Annotated in this window: 19 protein-coding genes; 12 read left to right on the top strand and 7 right to left on the bottom strand. The window is 60.5% G+C overall.

The genetic code is table 11. The annotated features are described in order from the left end of the window. Window positions 1–43 precede the first annotated feature (43 nt). The 3 genes from AC1D19_RS02795 to AC1D19_RS02785 form a co-directional block, all read right to left on the bottom strand. On the bottom strand, window positions 44–1,318 hold the full coding sequence (locus tag AC1D19_RS02795; protein ID WP_477762302.1) for a nucleotide disphospho-sugar-binding domain-containing protein: 1,275 nt from the start codon (window positions 1,316–1,318) through the stop codon (window positions 44–46). 101 nt (window positions 1,319–1,419) lie between these two features. Continuing rightward, window positions 1,420–2,352 (bottom strand): GntR family transcriptional regulator, encoded by a 933-nt coding sequence (locus AC1D19_RS02790; RefSeq protein ID WP_477762301.1) that lies wholly within the window; start codon window positions 2,350–2,352, stop codon window positions 1,420–1,422. 93 nt (window positions 2,353–2,445) lie between these two features. Beyond that, window positions 2,446–2,658, bottom strand: a complete 213-nt coding sequence (locus AC1D19_RS02785) for a hypothetical protein (RefSeq protein WP_477762300.1) — start codon at window positions 2,656–2,658, stop codon at window positions 2,446–2,448. A 29-nt stretch (window positions 2,659–2,687) separates the two neighbouring features. Here AC1D19_RS02785 and AC1D19_RS02780 point away from each other — a divergent pair, with 29 nt between their 5' ends. The 10 genes from AC1D19_RS02780 to AC1D19_RS02735 all read left to right on the top strand — a co-directional run bounded on the left by AC1D19_RS02780 (window position 2,688) and on the right by AC1D19_RS02735 (window position 11,541). Then, the gene (locus AC1D19_RS02780) at window positions 2,688–3,743 is read left to right on the top strand and encodes a polyamine ABC transporter substrate-binding protein (RefSeq protein ID WP_477762299.1); all 1,056 of its coding nucleotides are present in this window, start codon (window positions 2,688–2,690) and stop codon (window positions 3,741–3,743) included. Window positions 3,744–3,825: 82 nt separating this feature from the next. Continuing rightward, on the top strand, window positions 3,826–4,686 hold the full coding sequence (locus AC1D19_RS02775) for an ABC transporter permease (protein WP_477753285.1): 861 nt from the start codon (window positions 3,826–3,828) through the stop codon (window positions 4,684–4,686). Continuing rightward, window positions 4,683–5,489 carry an ABC transporter permease gene (locus tag AC1D19_RS02770; protein ID WP_477762298.1) on the top strand — a complete coding sequence of 269 codons (807 nt, stop codon included), beginning with the start codon at window positions 4,683–4,685 and terminating at the stop codon, window positions 5,487–5,489. The genes AC1D19_RS02775 and AC1D19_RS02770 overlap by 4 nt, the downstream gene beginning before the upstream one ends. Beyond that, complete coding sequence (locus AC1D19_RS02765) at window positions 5,482–6,561, top strand: ABC transporter ATP-binding protein (RefSeq protein WP_477762297.1); 1,080 nt, start codon at window positions 5,482–5,484, stop codon at window positions 6,559–6,561. Before AC1D19_RS02770 ends, AC1D19_RS02765 begins: the two co-directional genes overlap by 8 nt. A gap of 32 nt (window positions 6,562–6,593) precedes the next feature. After that, on the top strand, window positions 6,594–7,877 hold the full coding sequence (locus AC1D19_RS02760; RefSeq protein WP_477762296.1) for a nucleotide disphospho-sugar-binding domain-containing protein: 1,284 nt from the start codon (window positions 6,594–6,596) through the stop codon (window positions 7,875–7,877). After that, a complete protein-coding gene (locus tag AC1D19_RS02755) occupies window positions 7,870–8,316 on the top strand; it encodes a cupin domain-containing protein (protein WP_477762295.1) in 447 nt (148 codons plus the stop codon). The genes AC1D19_RS02760 and AC1D19_RS02755 overlap by 8 nt, the downstream gene beginning before the upstream one ends. Before the next feature lie 20 nt (window positions 8,317–8,336). Beyond that, on the top strand, window positions 8,337–8,681 hold the full coding sequence (locus AC1D19_RS02750; RefSeq protein ID WP_477762294.1) for a cupin domain-containing protein: 345 nt from the start codon (window positions 8,337–8,339) through the stop codon (window positions 8,679–8,681). Between the two features lie 5 nt (window positions 8,682–8,686). Further along, window positions 8,687–9,760: an aminoglycoside phosphotransferase family protein gene (locus AC1D19_RS02745; RefSeq protein ID WP_477762293.1), complete on the top strand. Its 1,074-nt coding sequence runs from the start codon at window positions 8,687–8,689 to the stop codon at window positions 9,758–9,760. Continuing rightward, window positions 9,741–11,249, top strand: coding sequence for an aldehyde dehydrogenase family protein (locus AC1D19_RS02740; RefSeq protein ID WP_477762292.1), 1,509 nt, complete (start codon window positions 9,741–9,743; stop codon window positions 11,247–11,249). Before AC1D19_RS02745 ends, AC1D19_RS02740 begins: the two co-directional genes overlap by 20 nt. 31 nt (window positions 11,250–11,280) lie before the next feature. Beyond that, window positions 11,281–11,541: an aldehyde dehydrogenase family protein gene (locus tag AC1D19_RS02735; protein ID WP_477762291.1), complete on the top strand. Its 261-nt coding sequence runs from the start codon at window positions 11,281–11,283 to the stop codon at window positions 11,539–11,541. 94 nt (window positions 11,542–11,635) lie between these two features. Here the strand turns inward: AC1D19_RS02735 and cls are convergent, their stop codons facing one another. The 4 genes from cls to AC1D19_RS02715 form a co-directional block, all read right to left on the bottom strand. Then, on the bottom strand, window positions 11,636–12,931 hold the full coding sequence (gene cls, locus AC1D19_RS02730; protein ID WP_477762290.1) for a cardiolipin synthase: 1,296 nt from the start codon (window positions 12,929–12,931) through the stop codon (window positions 11,636–11,638). A 539-nt stretch (window positions 12,932–13,470) separates the two neighbouring features. Then, entirely contained in the window at window positions 13,471–13,869 is a 399-nt protein-coding gene (locus AC1D19_RS02725; protein WP_477762289.1) for a YfeK family protein, read from the bottom strand. 215 nt (window positions 13,870–14,084) lie between these two features. Continuing rightward, window positions 14,085–15,044: an HlyD family secretion protein gene (locus AC1D19_RS02720; protein ID WP_477759950.1), complete on the bottom strand. Its 960-nt coding sequence runs from the start codon at window positions 15,042–15,044 to the stop codon at window positions 14,085–14,087. A gap of 3 nt (window positions 15,045–15,047) precedes the next feature. Then, window positions 15,048–15,419, bottom strand: coding sequence for a DUF3302 domain-containing protein (locus tag AC1D19_RS02715; RefSeq protein ID WP_477762288.1), 372 nt, complete (start codon window positions 15,417–15,419; stop codon window positions 15,048–15,050). Window positions 15,420–15,570: 151 nt separating this feature from the next. On the opposite strand from AC1D19_RS02715, the gene AC1D19_RS02710 reads away from it, so the two are divergent. Together AC1D19_RS02710 and AC1D19_RS02705 are read left to right on the top strand one after the other, a co-directional pair. Beyond that, window positions 15,571–16,233 carry a hypothetical protein gene (locus tag AC1D19_RS02710; RefSeq protein ID WP_477753294.1) on the top strand — a complete coding sequence of 221 codons (663 nt, stop codon included), beginning with the start codon at window positions 15,571–15,573 and terminating at the stop codon, window positions 16,231–16,233. Window positions 16,234–16,310: 77 nt separating this feature from the next. Beyond that, window positions 16,311–17,393, top strand: coding sequence for a sterol desaturase family protein (locus AC1D19_RS02705; protein ID WP_477762287.1), 1,083 nt, complete (start codon window positions 16,311–16,313; stop codon window positions 17,391–17,393). Window positions 17,394–17,498 lie beyond the last annotated feature (105 nt).

Raw genomic sequence — 17,498 nt, 5'->3', positions numbered from 1 at the left:
CGACGATTGCGTTCGGTTGCCCGACGGGTTTTTGTTGTTTTGGCTAGAGATCAAGAATGGCGCGCGCGGCAATGTCGGTGCCGCGGGTCGCCTGCATGCGTTCGCTGAACGCTATGAGGCGTTGTTTCATCGGTTTATCCGCCAGCAGCTGTTCGAGGGCGGCGGGCAGGGCGGCCAGGGGATCGGCAAAGCGCGGCAGATAGCGGCCGACACCGACTCCCTCGGCGCGGGCGGCATTGTCGTGGCCGTCCCAGCAATACGGAATGATCAGCGACGGCAAGCCGAAATACAGCGCCTCGCAGAAGCTGTTGTTGCCACCGTGGTGGATGAACACATGGCATTCCTTGAGCACCGCCGGCTGGGCAAACCAGCTGTCGAGGTACACGTTGTCCGGCACGGTGGTGTACATGTCGCGGTAGGCACCGACGTTGACCAGGAAACGGTACGGCAAGGTTTCGATAGTGTTGATCAGGCGCTTCATCATCCCGGTGTCGGCCGCGCCGAGGCTGCCGAAGCTGAGGTAGATCAGCGGCGCGTCATTGTGCCGTGGAAAGTCCGGGACGATGTACGGCGCTTCGCGGCGCACGCAACCGTCGAGGTAGACGTAGCGCTGCGGGTCGAGCGGTTGCTGGCGTTCATAGCGCACTGGCGTCGGCGACAGCAGCAGGTTCAGCCATGGCGAGTCAGTGAGGAACTGCCCTGCAGGACACGGCGCCGTATTGTTGCTCAGGAGAAACTGCGAAAAGCGTTCATGGGCCGGTGCGACGGCTTTGAGGTAATGCTCGGAGTAACGCTCGCAGGCCTTCGTGTCACTGGCCAGGCATCCGGACAGGTACGGCGGGACGGCCGCATCCGGCAGCTCGGTTTCAGCGCAGGACACCATCCGCACCCACGGGCAACCGGCGTTGGCAATGGCCGGGAACATCACCACGTTGTCGAGCACGATCACGTCGGGCTTGAGGCGGCCGAGCAACTGCTGCAAGGGTTTTTCCGCTTCGATGGCGGTGTCGATGATGGCTTCCCAGGCCGGCGCCACGTAGCTGTCGATCTGCGCCAGCGGGGTCTGGTCGAAGTAGGGAATGCTGCGCTCGATGAAGCGCTCCCAGTAGTGCTGGTGTTCCGCCGCCGACAACGGGCTCGCTTGCGGAATCGGGTATTCATCGAAACCGTATTCGGCGAACAACCCCTGGAAATGTTCATGGCAGATGAACACCGGCCTGGCGCCCAGTTCGCGCAGCGACTGGGCGATACCAATGCAGTTCAGGGCCGCGCCGAAACTGGCTTCCGGAAACAGGGCGATCAGTTTTTGTTTTTGCATGGCGAGGGACTGTCCATGGCGGGTCAGCCCCGCCGCTCCTGAAGGTGTTTTGGATGCTGTCTTATTTTCAAAAAAAAATCATCATGTTTTTTACATGATGATTAGCGACGCCCAAACAGATGACTTTGCGGGATGCCACGGTTGGCGGTTTGCGGGCGTTGCGCGGCGCTCAGGCGCAGGTGCAGGCGCAGCAGGTCGGCGGCGATCTCCATCTGCCCGCGTTCGATCTGCGCGATGATCTGCAGGTGTTCGCGCAGCGCCTCCTGCAGGCGGTGCACGCTCACCGATGGCAGCAGGTTCGGCAGGCGCCGCAGACCCTGGTGCTGGAGCAGGGCGTCGCTGATGAAGCGGTTGCCGCAGCTTTGGGCCAGCAGTTCGTGGAAGCTGATGTCCAGTTCGCGAAACTGCTGGATATCGAAATCTTCCACCGGGCTTGAGAGCAGGCTTTGCGTGGCGCTACGCAACAGCGCCAGGCGTTGCGGGTCGGCATTGAAGCTCGGGCTGAGCAAGGCTTCGGGCTCGAGAATCAGGCGGAACTTCAGGCTTTCTTCCAGAGCGGCGAGGCTGTTCAGCGACGGACGAAACAGCCAGGACTGGCCGGGGCCGCGCTCGATGGCCTGGCTTTCGCTCAATTGCTGCAGGGCCTTTTGTGCCGCTGGCCGGCCGATGTCGTAGCGGCGCATCAGTTCGCTGATGCTGATGCTGTCGCCCAGGCGCCCGGCCATGCGGTCGCGCAGTACCGAGGCGGCCAGTTCTTCTTCCTCGGCTTGCGGCAGGGCGGCGTTGAAGGCCTGGCCCGACGGCGAGGCCAGCAATCGGTAGCCCTTGCCGGCTTCATGACTCAGCAGGTTTTCTTCCAGCAGCACTTTCAGTGCGCCGCGAATCAGCGTGCGCGAGACCTGGAAGGTCCGGGCCAGGGCCTGTTCGGCCACCGGGTCGCCGGCCATCAGGCCGCTTTCCTGAGTGTGCTCCAGAATTCGCCGGGCGAGTTCCAGGTGATTGGTGCGGGGTTTTTTCTCGGCTGTTGTGCTCAAGCGTCTTGTCTCGGTTCGGTCGCTGGCGAATCAGGTGCTCATCTTATGCCATGCGCCGCTCAATGGTCAGGTTGTCCATACCCAATGCTGTGGTCATGCGCTTTCCTCCGTAGGAGCTGCCGCAGGCTGCGATCTTTTGACGTTGATTTTTGAAAGCAAGATCAAAAGATCGCAGCCTGCGGCAGCTCCTGCAGGGCTTTGGGTGAAGAATCGGAAAAAGGCGTTGACATCTTTTGATACTGGTCCTAATTTATAAAAAAAAACACCAGTAATCGTTTCTCGTTTTGCCGTACTGCCTTCGAACACAACAATAAACAATCGTCGGGTGAGTATTGATGAGCAAGCTGAATGATCTTCTGTGCGTGGGGTTGGCCGTTTCCCTGGCGATCGCTTCACAGGCTGCAAGTGCGAAAGACATGGTGATTTCCATCTGGGACGGCTACATGGCTCCGGATGCGCTGGAGAAGTTCAAGGCTGCCAGCGGTGTGGACGTCGACAAGGCGCTGCACGCCACCAACGAAGAAATCATGGGCAAGCTGATGGCGTCCGGTGGTGAAGGGTATGACGTGGTGTTCGTCTCCTCGCCTTTCGCCGAAGTCCTGCACAAACAGGGGCTGCTGGCGGACATCGATCCGGTCAAGGTCCCCAACCTGAAAAACCTCTACCCCGAAGCCACTCACCTGGAATATGACCAGGGCAACCAGTTCTCCGTGCCTTACACATGGGGCACCACAGGCATCTGCTATCGCTCCGACAAGGTGACGCCGGCGCCGCAGAGCTGGAACGAGTTGCTCAATCCGAGCGATGCCCTCAAGGGCAAGGTGACGATGCTCGCCACCGACCGCTGGATGCTCGGCGCCGGTTTCCTCGCCAAGGGTTGGTCGGTCAACGACAGTGACCCCGCGCAAATCGCCGCTGTTCGCGATCAACTGATCGCCACCAAAAAACGCATTCTGTCCTTCGACGACACCACCTTCTATTCCAAGCTGGCCTCCGGCGAATCGCTGATGGCCCACGCCTGGGACGGCTGGTGCAACTACGGCACCCAGGCCAACGCGGCGATCAGGTTCGTGGTGCCCAAGGAAGGTTCCGACCTGTGGGTGGACACCATGGTGGTGCTCAAGAATTCCAGGCACCAGGACGAAGCCTTCAAGTTCATCAACTTCATGCTGGCCAAGGACAACCACGCCTGGGTCGCTGAAAACATCCTCTACAAAGTCCCCAACCAGGCGGCCATGGCCGGGTTGTCCGCTGACTTGCTCAAGCAATACCCCAACCTGACCATCGCCCCCGCCGAGCTGCTGAAAATGGAGCAATTGCGCGACCTGGGCGGCACCACGCAAAAGGCCTACACCCGCGCCGTCACCGAAATCATGGCGGCGCAGAACTAACGCCACGTCGACCCGAGGCATGCCCGGCACGCCTCGCCACGCTCGCAAGCCGCCTCTGCCCTGAGGCGGGAGGATATGGGTAATGAGTGCTTTGCATGCTGACAGGCGTCTGTCGGCCTGGCTTCTTGCGCCCGGCTTCGGCTGGCTGCTGATGTTCCTGGTGATTCCGTGCCTGCTGGTGCTGGTCTACAGCTTTGTCGAACGCGGCGCGTATGGCGGCATCGACTGGTTGTTCACCTGGGAAAACTACCAGCGCGCGTTCGATCCGCTGTACCTCGGCATCCTGCTCAAGTCGGCGAAGATCGCCGGGCTGGCCACGGTGTTCGCGGTGTTGATCGGCTACCCGGCGGCCTATGCGATTGCCCGCGCGCCACGGCGGCGTCAGGCGGTGTATCTGTTTCTGGTGATGCTGCCGTTCTGGAGCAATTACCTGATCCGTACTTACGCCTGGATCGTCCTGCTCAACCGCGAAGGCCTGATCAACCGCCTGCTGCAAGTGTTCGGCTACAGCGGCGACCCCATCAGCCTGCTGTACACCGAATCGTCCGTGGTGCTGGGGCTGGTCTACAACTACATCCCCTTTGTGATCCTGGCGATTTTCTCATCGCTGTCGCGGATCAACAACGAACTGTGGGACGCCTCGAAAGACCTCGGCGCCTCGGGCTGGATGACCTTTCGCCGGATCATCCTGCCGCTGAGCGTGCCGGGTATCGCGGCGGGCGCGGTGTTTGTCTTCGTGCTGAGCATCGGCAACTTCATCACTGCCGACCTGCTGGGCGGCAAGCAGGTGCAGATGGTCGGCAACCTGATCTATTCGCAATTCCTCACGGCGCGGGACTGGCCGTTTGGCGCGGCGCTGAGCTTCTTTCTGATCGCGATCATGTTGATCCTGTTGTTCATCCAGGCACTGGTGGCCCGTCGTGCAGAAGGGGCGCGTTCATGAGTCAGTCTCGTTCTGTCAGCGGCACCGTGCTGGGTTCGCACCTGGGTCTGGTGTACGCCTTCCTTTATATACCGATCCTGGTGTTGATCCTGCTGTCGTTCAACAAGTCCGGATTGCCCACCGCCTGGGGCGGCGTATCGCTGAAGTGGTACGCGGCACTGGCGCACAACACAGCAATTCTGTCGGCGGCGCTCAACACCCTGATCGTTGCGTTGTCGGCGACCTTCATTGCCTGCGTGCTTGGCACATTCCTGGCACTGGGCATCGAGTTGCGCTGCAAGGACAACGACAAAGGCCAGGTGGTCGACACCTTGCTGATGGCGCCGATGATCATTCCCGACATCGTGCTGGCGATTGCGCTGTTGAGTTTTTTCAACCTGCTCAAGGTCGGCCTGGGGCTGCACTCGATCATCATCAGCCACGCGGTGTTCAACATCGCCTTCGTCTGCGCGGTGGTGCGCACGCGGCTCAAGCACTTCGACTATTCGATTCTCGAAGCCTCGATCGATCTCGGCGCGAGCTGGTTCACCACGTTCCGTCGAGTGCTGTTGCCGGTGATCTTTCCCGGCGTGCTGGCGGGCGGTTTGCTGTCGTTCACCCTGTCGGTGGACGAATTCATCATCGCCTTTTTCAACTCCGGTTCCGGCCAGGCGTCCACCACCTTGCCCATGCAGATCTACGCCATGATCCGCTTCGGCGTCACCCCGGAAATCAACGCTCTGGCGACGCTGGTGATGCTGGTCAGCATCACCGCGCTGCTGGCTTCGCAGCGTCTCAACAAGGCTCCTCGCACCCATGAATAATTCATCTGCAGTATTGATCCTGGATAAGGTCAGCAAGTCTTATGGCAACGGCCTGGCGGTCAACGAGGTGTCGCTGAGCATCCGCGAGAACGAGTTCTTCGCGCTGCTGGGGCCGTCCGGCTGCGGCAAGACTACGCTGCTGCGCATGCTCGCCGGTTTCGAGACCCCCAGCGGTGGCTGCATCTACCTGGACGGCAATGACATCTCGCCGCTGCCGGCCAACAAGCGTCCGCTGAACCTGATGTTCCAGTCCTACGCGCTGTTTCCCAACATGACCGTGCGCAAGAACATTGCCTACGGCCTGGAAATGGAGCGCCTGCCGGAAAGCGAAATCCGTCGTCGGGTCGATGAAGTGCTGGGCACCGCGCAGCTCGGCGAACTGGCCGAGCGCAAGCCCGATCAGCTTTCCGGCGGCCAGCGCCAGCGAGTGGCATTGGCCCGGGCACTGGTCAAGCGTCCTCGGGTGTTGCTGCTCGACGAGCCCTTGGGCGCCCTCGACAAGAAGCTGCGGGAAAAGATGCAGCTGGAACTCAAGCGCCTGCAACACGAGAGTGGCATCACGTTCATCATCGTCACCCACGACCAGGAAGAAGCGCTGGTGATGTCCGACCGCATGGCGGTGCTCGACGGCGGCAAGGTCTGCCAGTGCGGCAGCCCGGCCGAACTCTACGAAAACCCCAACAGCCGTTTTGTCGCCAACTTCATCGGCGTCAGTAACTTGCTCGAAGGCGTGCGCTCGGGCCAGCACTCGGTGCGGGTCAATGGCCAGGAGCTGAGCGTCGAAACCGACGCGCCGCTGGTGACCGGCCAATCCGTCGCCGTGGTGGTGCGCCCCGAACGCCTGCAAGTGCTGACGGAGCAGGGCGGCGATTGCGCCAATCAGGTCAGCGGCAAGATCGTCGAAGTCGCCTACCACGGCCTCGACACCAACCTGCACGTGCAGACCCCCCTCAGCGACAAACCGCTGATCGTGCGCGTGCCGTCTTCACAGTTCGAATTCGCCCATTTTGCAATCGACACGACCATCCGGCTGGGCTGGCAGGCCCGGCATGCCCGCGTATTGACGCGCTGAACAATAAAAAGACCAGGCAGGAGCAGCACTCGATGAAACAGAAAGTGATCGCATTCTTCCCCGAAGCCGCCTACGGCCCGGCGCTGAACTCAGTCGGTATCGCCCAGGCGTGTGAAGCCCTGGGTCATAAAGCGGTGTTCCTCACCGACCCGGGCATGAGCGGTGTGTACGCCGGTTATGGTTTTGAAGAGCACATGGTCAACATGTCGGCGCCGATGCCGGCCGAAGAGATGGCCCGCTACTGGGTGGACTTCATCAACGGCCACATACCGAATTTCCGCAAGTCTCCGCTGGGCCAGATCGACAACTACGTCAAGGAATGCTGGGCGGCCATCGTCGAAACCGCCAAGTGGGCGCAAAAGGACCTGCCGGCGGTGCTGGACAAGGTCAAGCCTGACCTGATCTGCGTCGACAACGTGATCCTGTTCCCGGCGATCAAGCAATACGGCAAGCCGTGGGTGCGGATCATTTCCTGCTCGGAAAACGAGATCGAAGACCCGGATATCCCGCCGCACCTGTCGGGCATGAGCATCGACGACAAGGCGGGCCATGCGCAATTCCGCCAGCGTTTCGAGGAAGTGGTCGGGCCGATTCACGAGGACTTCAACCAGTTTCTGCAGGCCCATGGCGAGCAGCCCTATCCGCTGGGCACCTTCTTTGAAGCCTCACCGTACATGAACCTGTTGTTGTACCCGGATGCGGTCAAGTTCGACCGCCGCCATCCGTTGCCGGCCGAGCGTTTCCATTACCTGCAAGGTTGCGTGCGCCACGACACGCCGTACGAGATTCCGCCGTTCCGCGCCCACAACGACAAGCCGCTGCTGTACGCCAGCTTCGGCAGCCTCGGTTCCGGCGATGTCGAGTTGCTCAAGCGCCTGATCGATGCGGTGGGCAAGCTGCCGTATCGGGCACTGTTCAACGTCGGCGAACACCTGGATGAGTACCCGGACCTGCCGGACAACGTGCAGATTTCCAACTGGTTCCCGCAGCCGTCGGTGATTGCCCAGGTCGATGCGGTGATCCACCACGGCGGCAACAACAGCTTCACCGAGTGCCTGTTCTTCGGCAAACCGGCGATCGTCATGTCCTACGTCTGGGACGGCCACGACAACGCAATGCGCGCCGAAGAAAGCGGCCACGGCTTCAAGCTCGACCGCTATGAGTGGAGCGAAGAGCAGCTCGCGGAAAAACTCCACGCGTGCCTCAACGACGGGGCGATGCGCCAACGCCTGCAGCTCACCAGCGCGCAAATGCAATCTCGCAAGGGGCCGCAAGACGCGGCCGCGATTCTCGACAAGGTGCTTAACCATGCCTGATTCATCCACCACGGCGGGTATCACGCCGTACCTCGAAGCCGTCAGCAGCCGCACCGACCTGGTGGACTGGGGCGTGCAGAGCGACGCCGTCGAAGGCGTCTCGCATTCCAGCGGCCGCTTGCTGTTCAAGGGCCCGAACAACAGCCCGGAAACCGGATTGTGGGTGTGTACTCCCGGACGCTGGCGGCTGTCGATTCCCCGGGACGAGTTGTGCCACTTCATCGCGGGGCACGCCACGTACCGCAACGACAACGGTGAAGTGATCGAAGTGCGCCCCAACACCCTGGTGCTGTTCCCGGCCGGCTGGACTGGCGAATGCCACGTCCGGGAAACCCTGCGCAACGTGTACATGCTGGCGAATGCGGTGCGCCGGGCGACATCTGTGTCGACTGTTAGTGGGTCTTCGCCGGCAAGCCGGCTCCTACAGGTTGGATACTGACTATTTATTGGAGAAAAAGAATGACAACCCCGTTTCTGTACGACCCGCTGAGCATCACTGACGTCAAGGATTGGGGCGTGATCCCGACCATGCTTGAAGGTGAATCCCGTGTCTCCGGCGTGGTGCTGCACAAAGGCCCCGAAGGCCAGTCCGAATGCGGCATCTGGATCTGCACCCCGGGCAAGTGGTTTTGCCATGTGACCAGCGACGAGTTCTGCCACTTTCTCGAAGGTCGCTGCACTTACGTCCACGAGTCCGGCGAAGTGGTCGAGATCAAGCCGGACACCGCCGCTTTCTTCGGCAAGGACTGGAAGGGTGTGTGCACCGTCCACGAGACCATCAAAAAGGTCTACATGATCCGGTGATTGCCATGACAGATGCACTGGCGTCATTGCCAACCCGTGAGGACCAGCGCGCCGCCTTTCTGGCTCGCGCCGGTTACGCCGGGACCTTGCTGGTCGCCTTGCCGGCGGATGCTTCGCCCCGGCGTTATTTCCGTCTGGACGGTGCCGGCCTGTTGCTGATGGATTCGCCGCCCGACAGTGAGCCCATCGGCCCGTTCGTGCGGATCGCCCGGCAGTTGCAGGGGCTGGGCCTGTCCGCGCCGGCCTTGCTGCAAGTGGACGAGGCGACGGGGCTGGCGTTGATCGAGGATTTCGGTCACGACACCTACACCCGCCTGCTGCTGGCCGGGCATTCGGAGTCGGCGTTGTATCACCTGGCGGTCGATACGCTGGTGGCGTTGCATCGCGCAACGCCAGCCACGGAACTGGCGCCTTATGACGGGCAGCGACTGGCGGACGAGTACGCGCTGTTTATCGACTGGTACGTGCCGCTGCTGATTGGCAAGGACGCGGCGCAGAACGTGCGCGATGAGTATCTGGCGTTGTTCGCCGACGCTTGTCGAGATGTTGAAAAACGCCGCGAAGCGCTGGTGCTGCGCGACTTTCACGTCGACAACCTGATGCTGCTGCAAGGCCGTGAAGGCGTCGCGGCCTGTGGCTTGCTGGATTTTCAGGACGCCTTGGTCGGGGCGGCGGCCTATGACCTGATGTCACTGCTCGAAGACGCCCGGCGCGATGTGCCCGAGGCGTTGCGCGAGGCACTGATCACCCATTACCTGTTGCAGCGCCCGGAGCTGGATGCGCTGCGTTTTCTCGAAGACTACCGGCGTCTGGCCGCCCAGCGTCACGCCAAGGTGCTGGGAATTTTCGTGCGCCTGGCCGGCCGTGACGGCAAGCACGGTTACCTGGCGCACTTGCCGCGCACCCTGGGTTTGTTTGTCCGCGCCCTGGGCGCCGAGGCCTTTGCGCCGCTGCGCCAGTGGCTCGACCGGCAGGTGCCGGGCTGGCGTGAAGAACTGCCCGCCGAGACCCTGGCGACGTTGCGCGAAACCCCTTATCGATTGGTTCAAGGATCATCCCATGGCCACGTTCAACACTGACACTGCATTGCGTTTCATCAACCCCGAGTTCCTGCCGCTGACCGCAGGTCGTGTGCGCGAGGTGCTCGACCCGGCGACCCTGCAACCGGTCGGGCAAGTCGGCGTGTGTGGCGAAGCCGATGTGCAAGCCGCCACCGATGCCGCCACGGCCGCGCAGCGCCAATGGCGCCTGGTCGACGCGAAAAGCCGCGCCGCGCGCCTGCATCAACTGGCCAACGCCATCGAACAGAACGTGGCCTGCAACCGTGAAGTCGCGCGCCTGATGACCCTGGAAATGGGCAAGCCGTTTCCCGAAGCCATGGGCGAGTTGGCCAACTGCGCGCCGATCTTTCGCTACTACGCGGAAATGGCCCGGGACGATGCCGGCAAGGTCGCCGGCACCACGCAGATCGGTTCCTTCCAGCATGTGCGTTATGAACCCTATGGCGTCAGCGTGCACATCATGCCGTTCAACTTTCCGATCCTGCTGATGTGCTGGACGGTCGCCGCGTCTTTGGCGGCGGGCAATGCCTGCATCATCAAGCCGGCGGAAGCCACGACCCTGTGCACCCTCAAGTTCATGGAGCATTTCACCGCGTTGTTGCCGGGGTTGGTGTCTTGCTTGCCGGGCGATGCAGCGACCGCACAGTTGCTGGTGCAGTCGGCGCAGACCCACGCGGTGGCGTTCACCGGCAGTGTGACGGCAGGCAAAGCGGTCGCCGTGGCCTGCGCCGAACGGATGAAGCCTTGCGTGATCGAGGCCGGTGGCAGCGATCCGCTGATCATCTCCAGGCATGCGCCGCTGGAAGTGGCAGCGGCGGGGGCGGTGACGGCGGCGTTCCACTTGAGCGGGCAAATCTGCACCTCGGCGGAACGCTTCTACGTCGTCGATGAAATCCATGACGAGTTTGTCGCGCAGTTCGCCGAGCGTACCCGTGCCTTGCGTATTGGCCATGGCCTGGAACGCTCGGAGATCGGGCCGATGGTCAGCGAGGCGGCGCGCAATAAAGTCATGCGCCTGGTCGATGACGCCGTGGCCAAGGGCGCGAAAGTGGTCTGTGGCGGACGGATTCCGCCGCAGCACGCGGTGGGCTGGTTCTATGAGCCGACCATTCTCACCGGGGTGACCGGCGACATGGCGATTCTGCAGGAAGAGTGCTTTGGCCCGGTGGCGGCGATCTGCCGGGTCAGCGATTTCGACGAGGCGGTGCGGTTGGCCAACGACTCGCCGTTCGGCCTTGGCGCCTCGCTGTTTTCCACGGACCTGGCCGAAGCCATGGAGGCTGCCGAGCGTCTGGAAGCGGGGATGGTCTGGGTCAACAATCCGCTGATCGACAACGATGCGCTGCCGTTCGGTGGCTGGAAGATGTCGGGTCTGGGGCGTGAACTCGGGCGTCAGGGGCTGGAAGCGTTCCGCCGCTCGAAAATGGTCATCATCGACCACCAGCCGAAGATTCAGGACTGGTGGTATCCGTACGCCGACGACGTGTTCTATCGCGATCCGGCCTGAACCCGGGATGCACACAGGAGGATGGTGATGAGTGACCAGCCCGCAGGAGCTGGACATCAATTTCTGCAACGGCGGCGAATGGATCGCCCCGGTTCAGTGCGGTGTTTTCGACACGCTCGATCCGAGTGACGAGTCGGTGCTGGCGCGGGTTGCCTCGGCAACTGCAGAGGACATCGATCTGGCCGTGGCGGCCGCGCGCAGGGCGTTTGACGAGGGTGACTGGCCACGTTGGCCGAACACCCGCAGGTCGACAAGATCGCCTTCACCGGCAGCGCACACTCAAGCGACGTAGCGAGTTTTCAAAGCTTACGTTGCTTCTTGGGCTTGGGTTAGCGACATACCAATCAGGGTGCAGAACAGCGCATCCCAGTGACACGCCAATCAACTCATAGCCAGTACTCCCAAAGTCGCGCCATCTGCTCCTTGGCTCTCACACCGAGCGAGCGGTGCTGCCACTTTTCCAGCTTGATTTCGTTCGACCTGGCCAGATCAGCCAGGAATGCCGCCTGCATTTTTTTTCCAAACCCGGTGCCCAGCACAACAACGTTGACTTCATCGTTGTGCAGGAAGCTACGCCAGTCGAGGTTGGTGGAGCCGACACTCGACCACACGCCATCGATTACTGCTGTTTTGACGTGGAGTAGCGCGTCGTTGCGTTCGTAAAGCTTGACGTTGGCTTTCAGCAGCTCGCTGTAGTAGGCGCGTCCAGCATTGAAAACCAGCCACGAATCGGTGCTGCTGGGCAGCACCAGCTTGACGTCGACTCCACGTGCTGCAGCCTCCTTGAGTGCCGCCAGTAACTGCGGGTCGGGAACAAAGTAGGCGTTAGTCAGCCATATCTCAGACTGCGCGCTACGCAGCGCCGAAATCAGCGTGGCATAGATCAGGCTGAACGGCTCATTTGGTGAGCTTCCGATGGCCCGCACCACCTCGGTGCCTTTGCGCTCAGGTGGCGGAAAGTAGTGGCGAGCCGCGAGCGGTTCGCCTTTCTGGGTAGTCCAGGTTCCTATGAACAGCTTCTGGAGTTCCGCGACCACAGGCCCCTCGATGCGCAAGTCGGTATCGCGCCAGGGCAAATCACCATTTGGGCGAATCTTCGAGTGAGAGTTGAACGAGCCCCCCGAATAGACGCTGCTGATGTTGATCCCGCCGAGAAAGGCAATACGGCCGTCCACTATCAGCAGCTTTCGGTGGTCGCGCTGGTTCACGTCCCAGCCCGCTTTGGCCGTCATCGGATTGACTGGGTTGTACTCCAGCACCTTGACGCCCGCTTCGGTCAATTGAGAGAAAAACGCTGATGGTGTTCCAAGGGTTCCGACGCTGTCACGGATCAGATTGACCTGTACGCCTTTCTGTTGCCGAGCGATCAGCGCGGTGGCGAAGCGCTGGCCGACTTCATCATCGTCGAGGATGTAGGTCTCCATGTTGATGTGGTCGCGCGCTGCTTCAACGGCTTTGATCATCGACTGGTAGGTGGTGGGGCCGTCCTGCAGCAAGTCGACCTTGTTTCCTTCCGTTAGCGGGCTGCCGACGATGGACTCTTCGATTGCGAGGTGCACGTCGAAGATGTCGGTCTCTGCGCCGGTGGACTTGAGTCGCTCGAGAATGGCCTTGCTGCGCTCGGCTGACAGAGGTCCGTGTATCCCGTCGAGCTGCACTGGCACAGAGGGCGCGCGAGCCATATCGGGCACTATCCTCGGCAATGTACTGCAGGAAACCACAAATGCCAGGAGCACAGCCACGCACAGAACCAGAGGAATACATGCACCCTTACATGTGGCTAGTAGATTCATTAGACCCCCTCTTTGTGAGGCCGGTGATAGCGAGTCGCGACGCCAACACTTGTTTTGACTACTGCGTTAGGGCCGGGTTCGTCGCCAGAGAGTGCTTTTGACAGATTGTGTTGAAAAACTCGGTCTTGTTTTTCATGGCAGAAAAGTACGCGTCCGAGATTGAAATTCTGGATCTTCGCAAAGGAACCAGCCCGTAAGGACGCTGACGATCAACATGCATATACCACTGACAAGACTTAAAATGCCGAAGGCCCTACCCTTGAGTTCCGTGGGAGCCTTATCGACTACCTGCGAGACAAGAATGCACTGGCTAAATCCGATATGAAGCCCCCACAAGGCAAGCAACGCGTTTTTTTCACCGGGTGCTTCACATTATGTAAGTAAAAAAGCCCAACGCCATCCTGACTGTTATTGGACTTGAGACAAAATCAATGAAGTTGCCGTTGCCTCTGTAGTTCCCTCTTCAACCAGGTGCTTGCCGGCTCTACGCCTTCTGAACATCGCACCTCATAGGCGCGGCCATTCATACTGCTTTTAGTGGCAGCAAGATCGATGAAGTCTTCTGCGCTGTTCACCATGTTCTTGCCTTCGAGATAGTTCAGCTTCTTCTCCAGATGCGCCCGAGCGCGGGGACCTGGGTATTCGCTCCCGTTGCGCACAAACTGACACTCACTGTGTTCGACAAAGTCCAGCAAGCCCTTTATCTCTTGAGAGGCTTGAGGTGTGGCTTGAACCTGCCCATTAGTGACGATTGCGATAAGGCTAATACCCGCTGCCATCATCAATTGGCTGATGGGCCGCGCCGTGCCCCCCATCCACATCCGCATGATTGATTCTCGTCCTGAAAGTGAAATGAATGGAGCTATCTCCAACAGATACCATCGAGCACAACCACTAACACGCCTCTAGCCGCTTGATGCAGGGAAAATGGGATGACTGGAAAAGCAGCGGTCCAATGCCAGTCATGAACGCGATCAGTTCGGTCCGCTGAACCGGCAACTGACCCAATTCAAGGATTGAGCCAGTTGCCGTCGCTACCCGATCAGTGGAACGGAAAGATGTAGTTCATCCACGCGGCCATGCGCAGAAGGATCTTGCGCATCATCGCGATGTGATGGAAATGCTGGCTGTACAACGCCGCCTGGCCGTAGGCGCCGCCGGGCATCTGGTCGGCGTACTGGGCATAGTCGGGATCGGTGATTTCAATGACCACCGGGACCCGGCCGGCCGGTGGTGAACCGGTGAAGCCGAGCAGCGTGCCCGAAGGTTGAACCTGGCCTTCGGCGATGACCGAAACCACGGTTTTGACCTTGCCTTCGAAAACCTTTCCGGGAATGCCGTCGAAAGCGACTTCGGCCTCGTCGCCCTCGGTCAGGCGCAACAGGCTGTTCTGGCGCATCCACGCCGCGAAGTAATGCCCTTCGGCGGGAATGAAGACCATCGACGGGCGCAGTGGCAACTTGGTGGCCATCATGCCCGGACGCAACGAAACGTGAGTGACGAAGCCTTTGCTCGGCGCACGGACCGTGGTGTTGTCGAGTTCGTACTGCGCGCTGTCCAGTTGTGCCTTCAGGTCATCACTGCGAGCGACCACCGCATCCAATTCCCGTTGGGTGCCGAAATTACGCTTGATCAGCTCGGTGATCCGGGCGCGATCAGCCTGGGCGGCAACCAGTTGTGCCTTGAGGGATTTCAGCCGGTATTCGAAAGGCGCGGGATCGATGCGAAACAGCACATCGCCTTTTTCCAGGGGTTGGTTGGTCTTCACCGGCACGTCGATCACCTGGCCGCTGACCACGGGTATTACCGGAACCGATACGAAATAGGAACGCGCCACCTCGGAGTAGGGGTGGTTGTAGTTCATCGTGAAAATCAGCGCGCCGATGATCACGATCCCGCCCAGCACCGCCGTGGGCACCGTCCATTTGTTCAGGGGAATGCGGAAGATCTTGAAGATGGCTACGCAGAGAGCGGCATACGTCAGAATGAGTAAGAGATCCATGGCTCAAATGCCCTCGCCGAGATTGTCCGTTGGCAGCCTGCTCTGTGTCGTGCCCGTCGCCGCTTCGAGGCGCTCGATCCGCCCTTGCAGTTCGGCGACCTGTTGTTCGAGGTGAACCACATGGCTTTTGGGTGAGTGTCCGTCACTGAAACCCCAGCCCCGGTCCTCTCTATAGGCCATCGCCCAGATCCACAGGAATGGCCAGAGCGCATGCAGGGTGAACAGGCTGACCCAGCCGGTGGCGTGGATCGCATCCTGGTGAGGGTGGTTGCGGTGGACGGCAATTTCATAGGGGATGTCGTGGAGCAGGATGACCCCGTAGAACAAGATGAGCCCGACAAAGATCAGCAGGCCCAGCGCGAAGTAATCAAGCATGAATCACTCCTCTTGAAACAGGTGACGTGTGCGCATGAGTGTAGCCGTTCAATCTACACTTGACGGGGACGCGGATATCCAGCTTGAGCACCCGCTGCCTGGGCGAAGCGTTGACCGATATCGTGCAGGTACCCCCGGGCGAGGTGAATTCATGCAAACCCAAGGTCAATTCGAAAGGGCGCCTGTACTTGACCCTGTCGAGCGCATTACCGAGGTGATCTTCGGCCTGCTGATGGCCATGACGTTCACCGGCACCATCAGCGTGGCCACGGCAGACCAGGCAGCCGAGCGCTCGATGATGATTGCCGCACTCGGTTGCAATCTCGCCTGGGGACTGGCCGATGCAGTCATGTACCTGTTGCGCGCACTGGTCGAGCGCACGCGCAGGATCAAGCTGTACCTCGCCCTGCGCAATGGCACGGACGCCGCGGCCGGTCAGGCACTCATTGCGCAAGTGTTGCCATTGCAATTGGCGGTGGCGGCCGGCAGCGAGGGCCTGGAGTTGTTGCGCCGTCGACTGCTCGAGCAGCCCCCCTTGCCGACCAGGGCGGGCCTGGGCTGGAACGACTTCAAGGGTGCGCTCGGTGTTTTCCTGTTGGTCGTGTGCTCGACATTTCCACTGGTGGTGCCGTTCATACTGCTCGATCAGACGGCACTCGCCATCCGCCTGTCCAACCTGATCGGCCTCGTGGTGCTGTTCATCGCCGGCTGGATGCTCGCCAGATACGCTGGCGCCACGCAATGGCAGGGTGGGGTGATCATGGCTGCCACGGGGGGCGTGCTGATCCTTGCAATCATTGCATTGGGTGGCTGACAACTGGGCATAATTCAACACACTAAAGACTCATTCTCATTTACTATTGCCCTTCCATTTACGTCGGGCAGCCTGGTATGGATGTTCTTGCCGCAATCCATTTTCATTTATTCCAGTGGGTGATCGAGCCGGTCACCCGGCAGTTCCTGGGCATTTTCGACGTCAACGGTCGACTCGGTCTATCCTTTCTCTGCATGTCTTACGGCGCCGCTTATTGCCTGTTCCGCTGGCGCAAATCCCGGGGCTTGACCGACGCACGCTCGTTCGGCCAGTTCATCGGCGGCCGTCGGGTTTACCTGCACCGCTCGGCGCTGCTCGACTACCGCTATTACTTCGTACTCGCCATCCTCAAGGTTGCCCTGGTGTTGCCCATCGTCGGCCTGGTCGATCCGTATGTCTTGCGTTCAGCGGACTACATCGCGTTCTTCACCCACCTGTGGGGCGCGCGCACGCAAGTGGAGGAACACCTGGCGCTGACCCTGCTTTATGGGCTGGGCGTATTTCTGGTCAAGGATTTCAGCCATTACTGGGGCCACCGCGCTTTTCATTCGCGGTACCTGTGGGCGTTCCACAAAGTCCATCATTCGGCGCCCGTGCTGGTGCCGGCGACGGCCAGCCGCGTGCACTTTCTGGAAGAAGTGGTCGAAAAGCTCACGGACATCATCTGCGTCGGCGCCTTTGCCGGTGTCTTCTGGTACGCCTGCGGCGGGGAGATCAGCCGCTATACGCTGTTTGGCGTGACCTACATGGTTTTTATCTTCAATAGCCTGGCGGCCAACCTGCGCCACAGCCATGTCTGGTTTTCCTTCGGGCCGGTGTTTGAGCGGGTGCTGAGCAGCCCGGCGCAACACCAGATTCATCACAGCGATGCACCGAGACACTTCAACAAGAACTTCGGCATCAATTTGTCATTGTGGGACTGGATGTTCGGCACGCTGTACGTCACCCGGTCCACACCCGAGGCCATTCAATACGGCACCGGTGAGCAGGATCACGAGCGTTACCTGACGCTGCACGGTTTGATCGTCACGCCGTTTGTGGACATCGCGCGCAAACTTTTCTATGGGAAACGCGCGAAAGCACGGCCTGAAAACGGATCTGATCCGTATTTTTCAGCGCAATCTGCCTCTGTAACGGATACAGCCACCAGCCCACAATAAATTTCCGGTACGGCAGCGCTCGGCGCCTCCTGTACCGCCAATTCATAGTGTGGGAGGCCGCATGGCCAAGATGACGATTTTTCTCGGCGGTTTTCTGCTGTTGAC

Source organism: Pseudomonas sp. P1_C12 (assembly GCF_056406435.1).
Note: the sequence above shows the minus strand (reverse complement) of the source record. Positions and strands in the feature narration are given on the sequence as shown.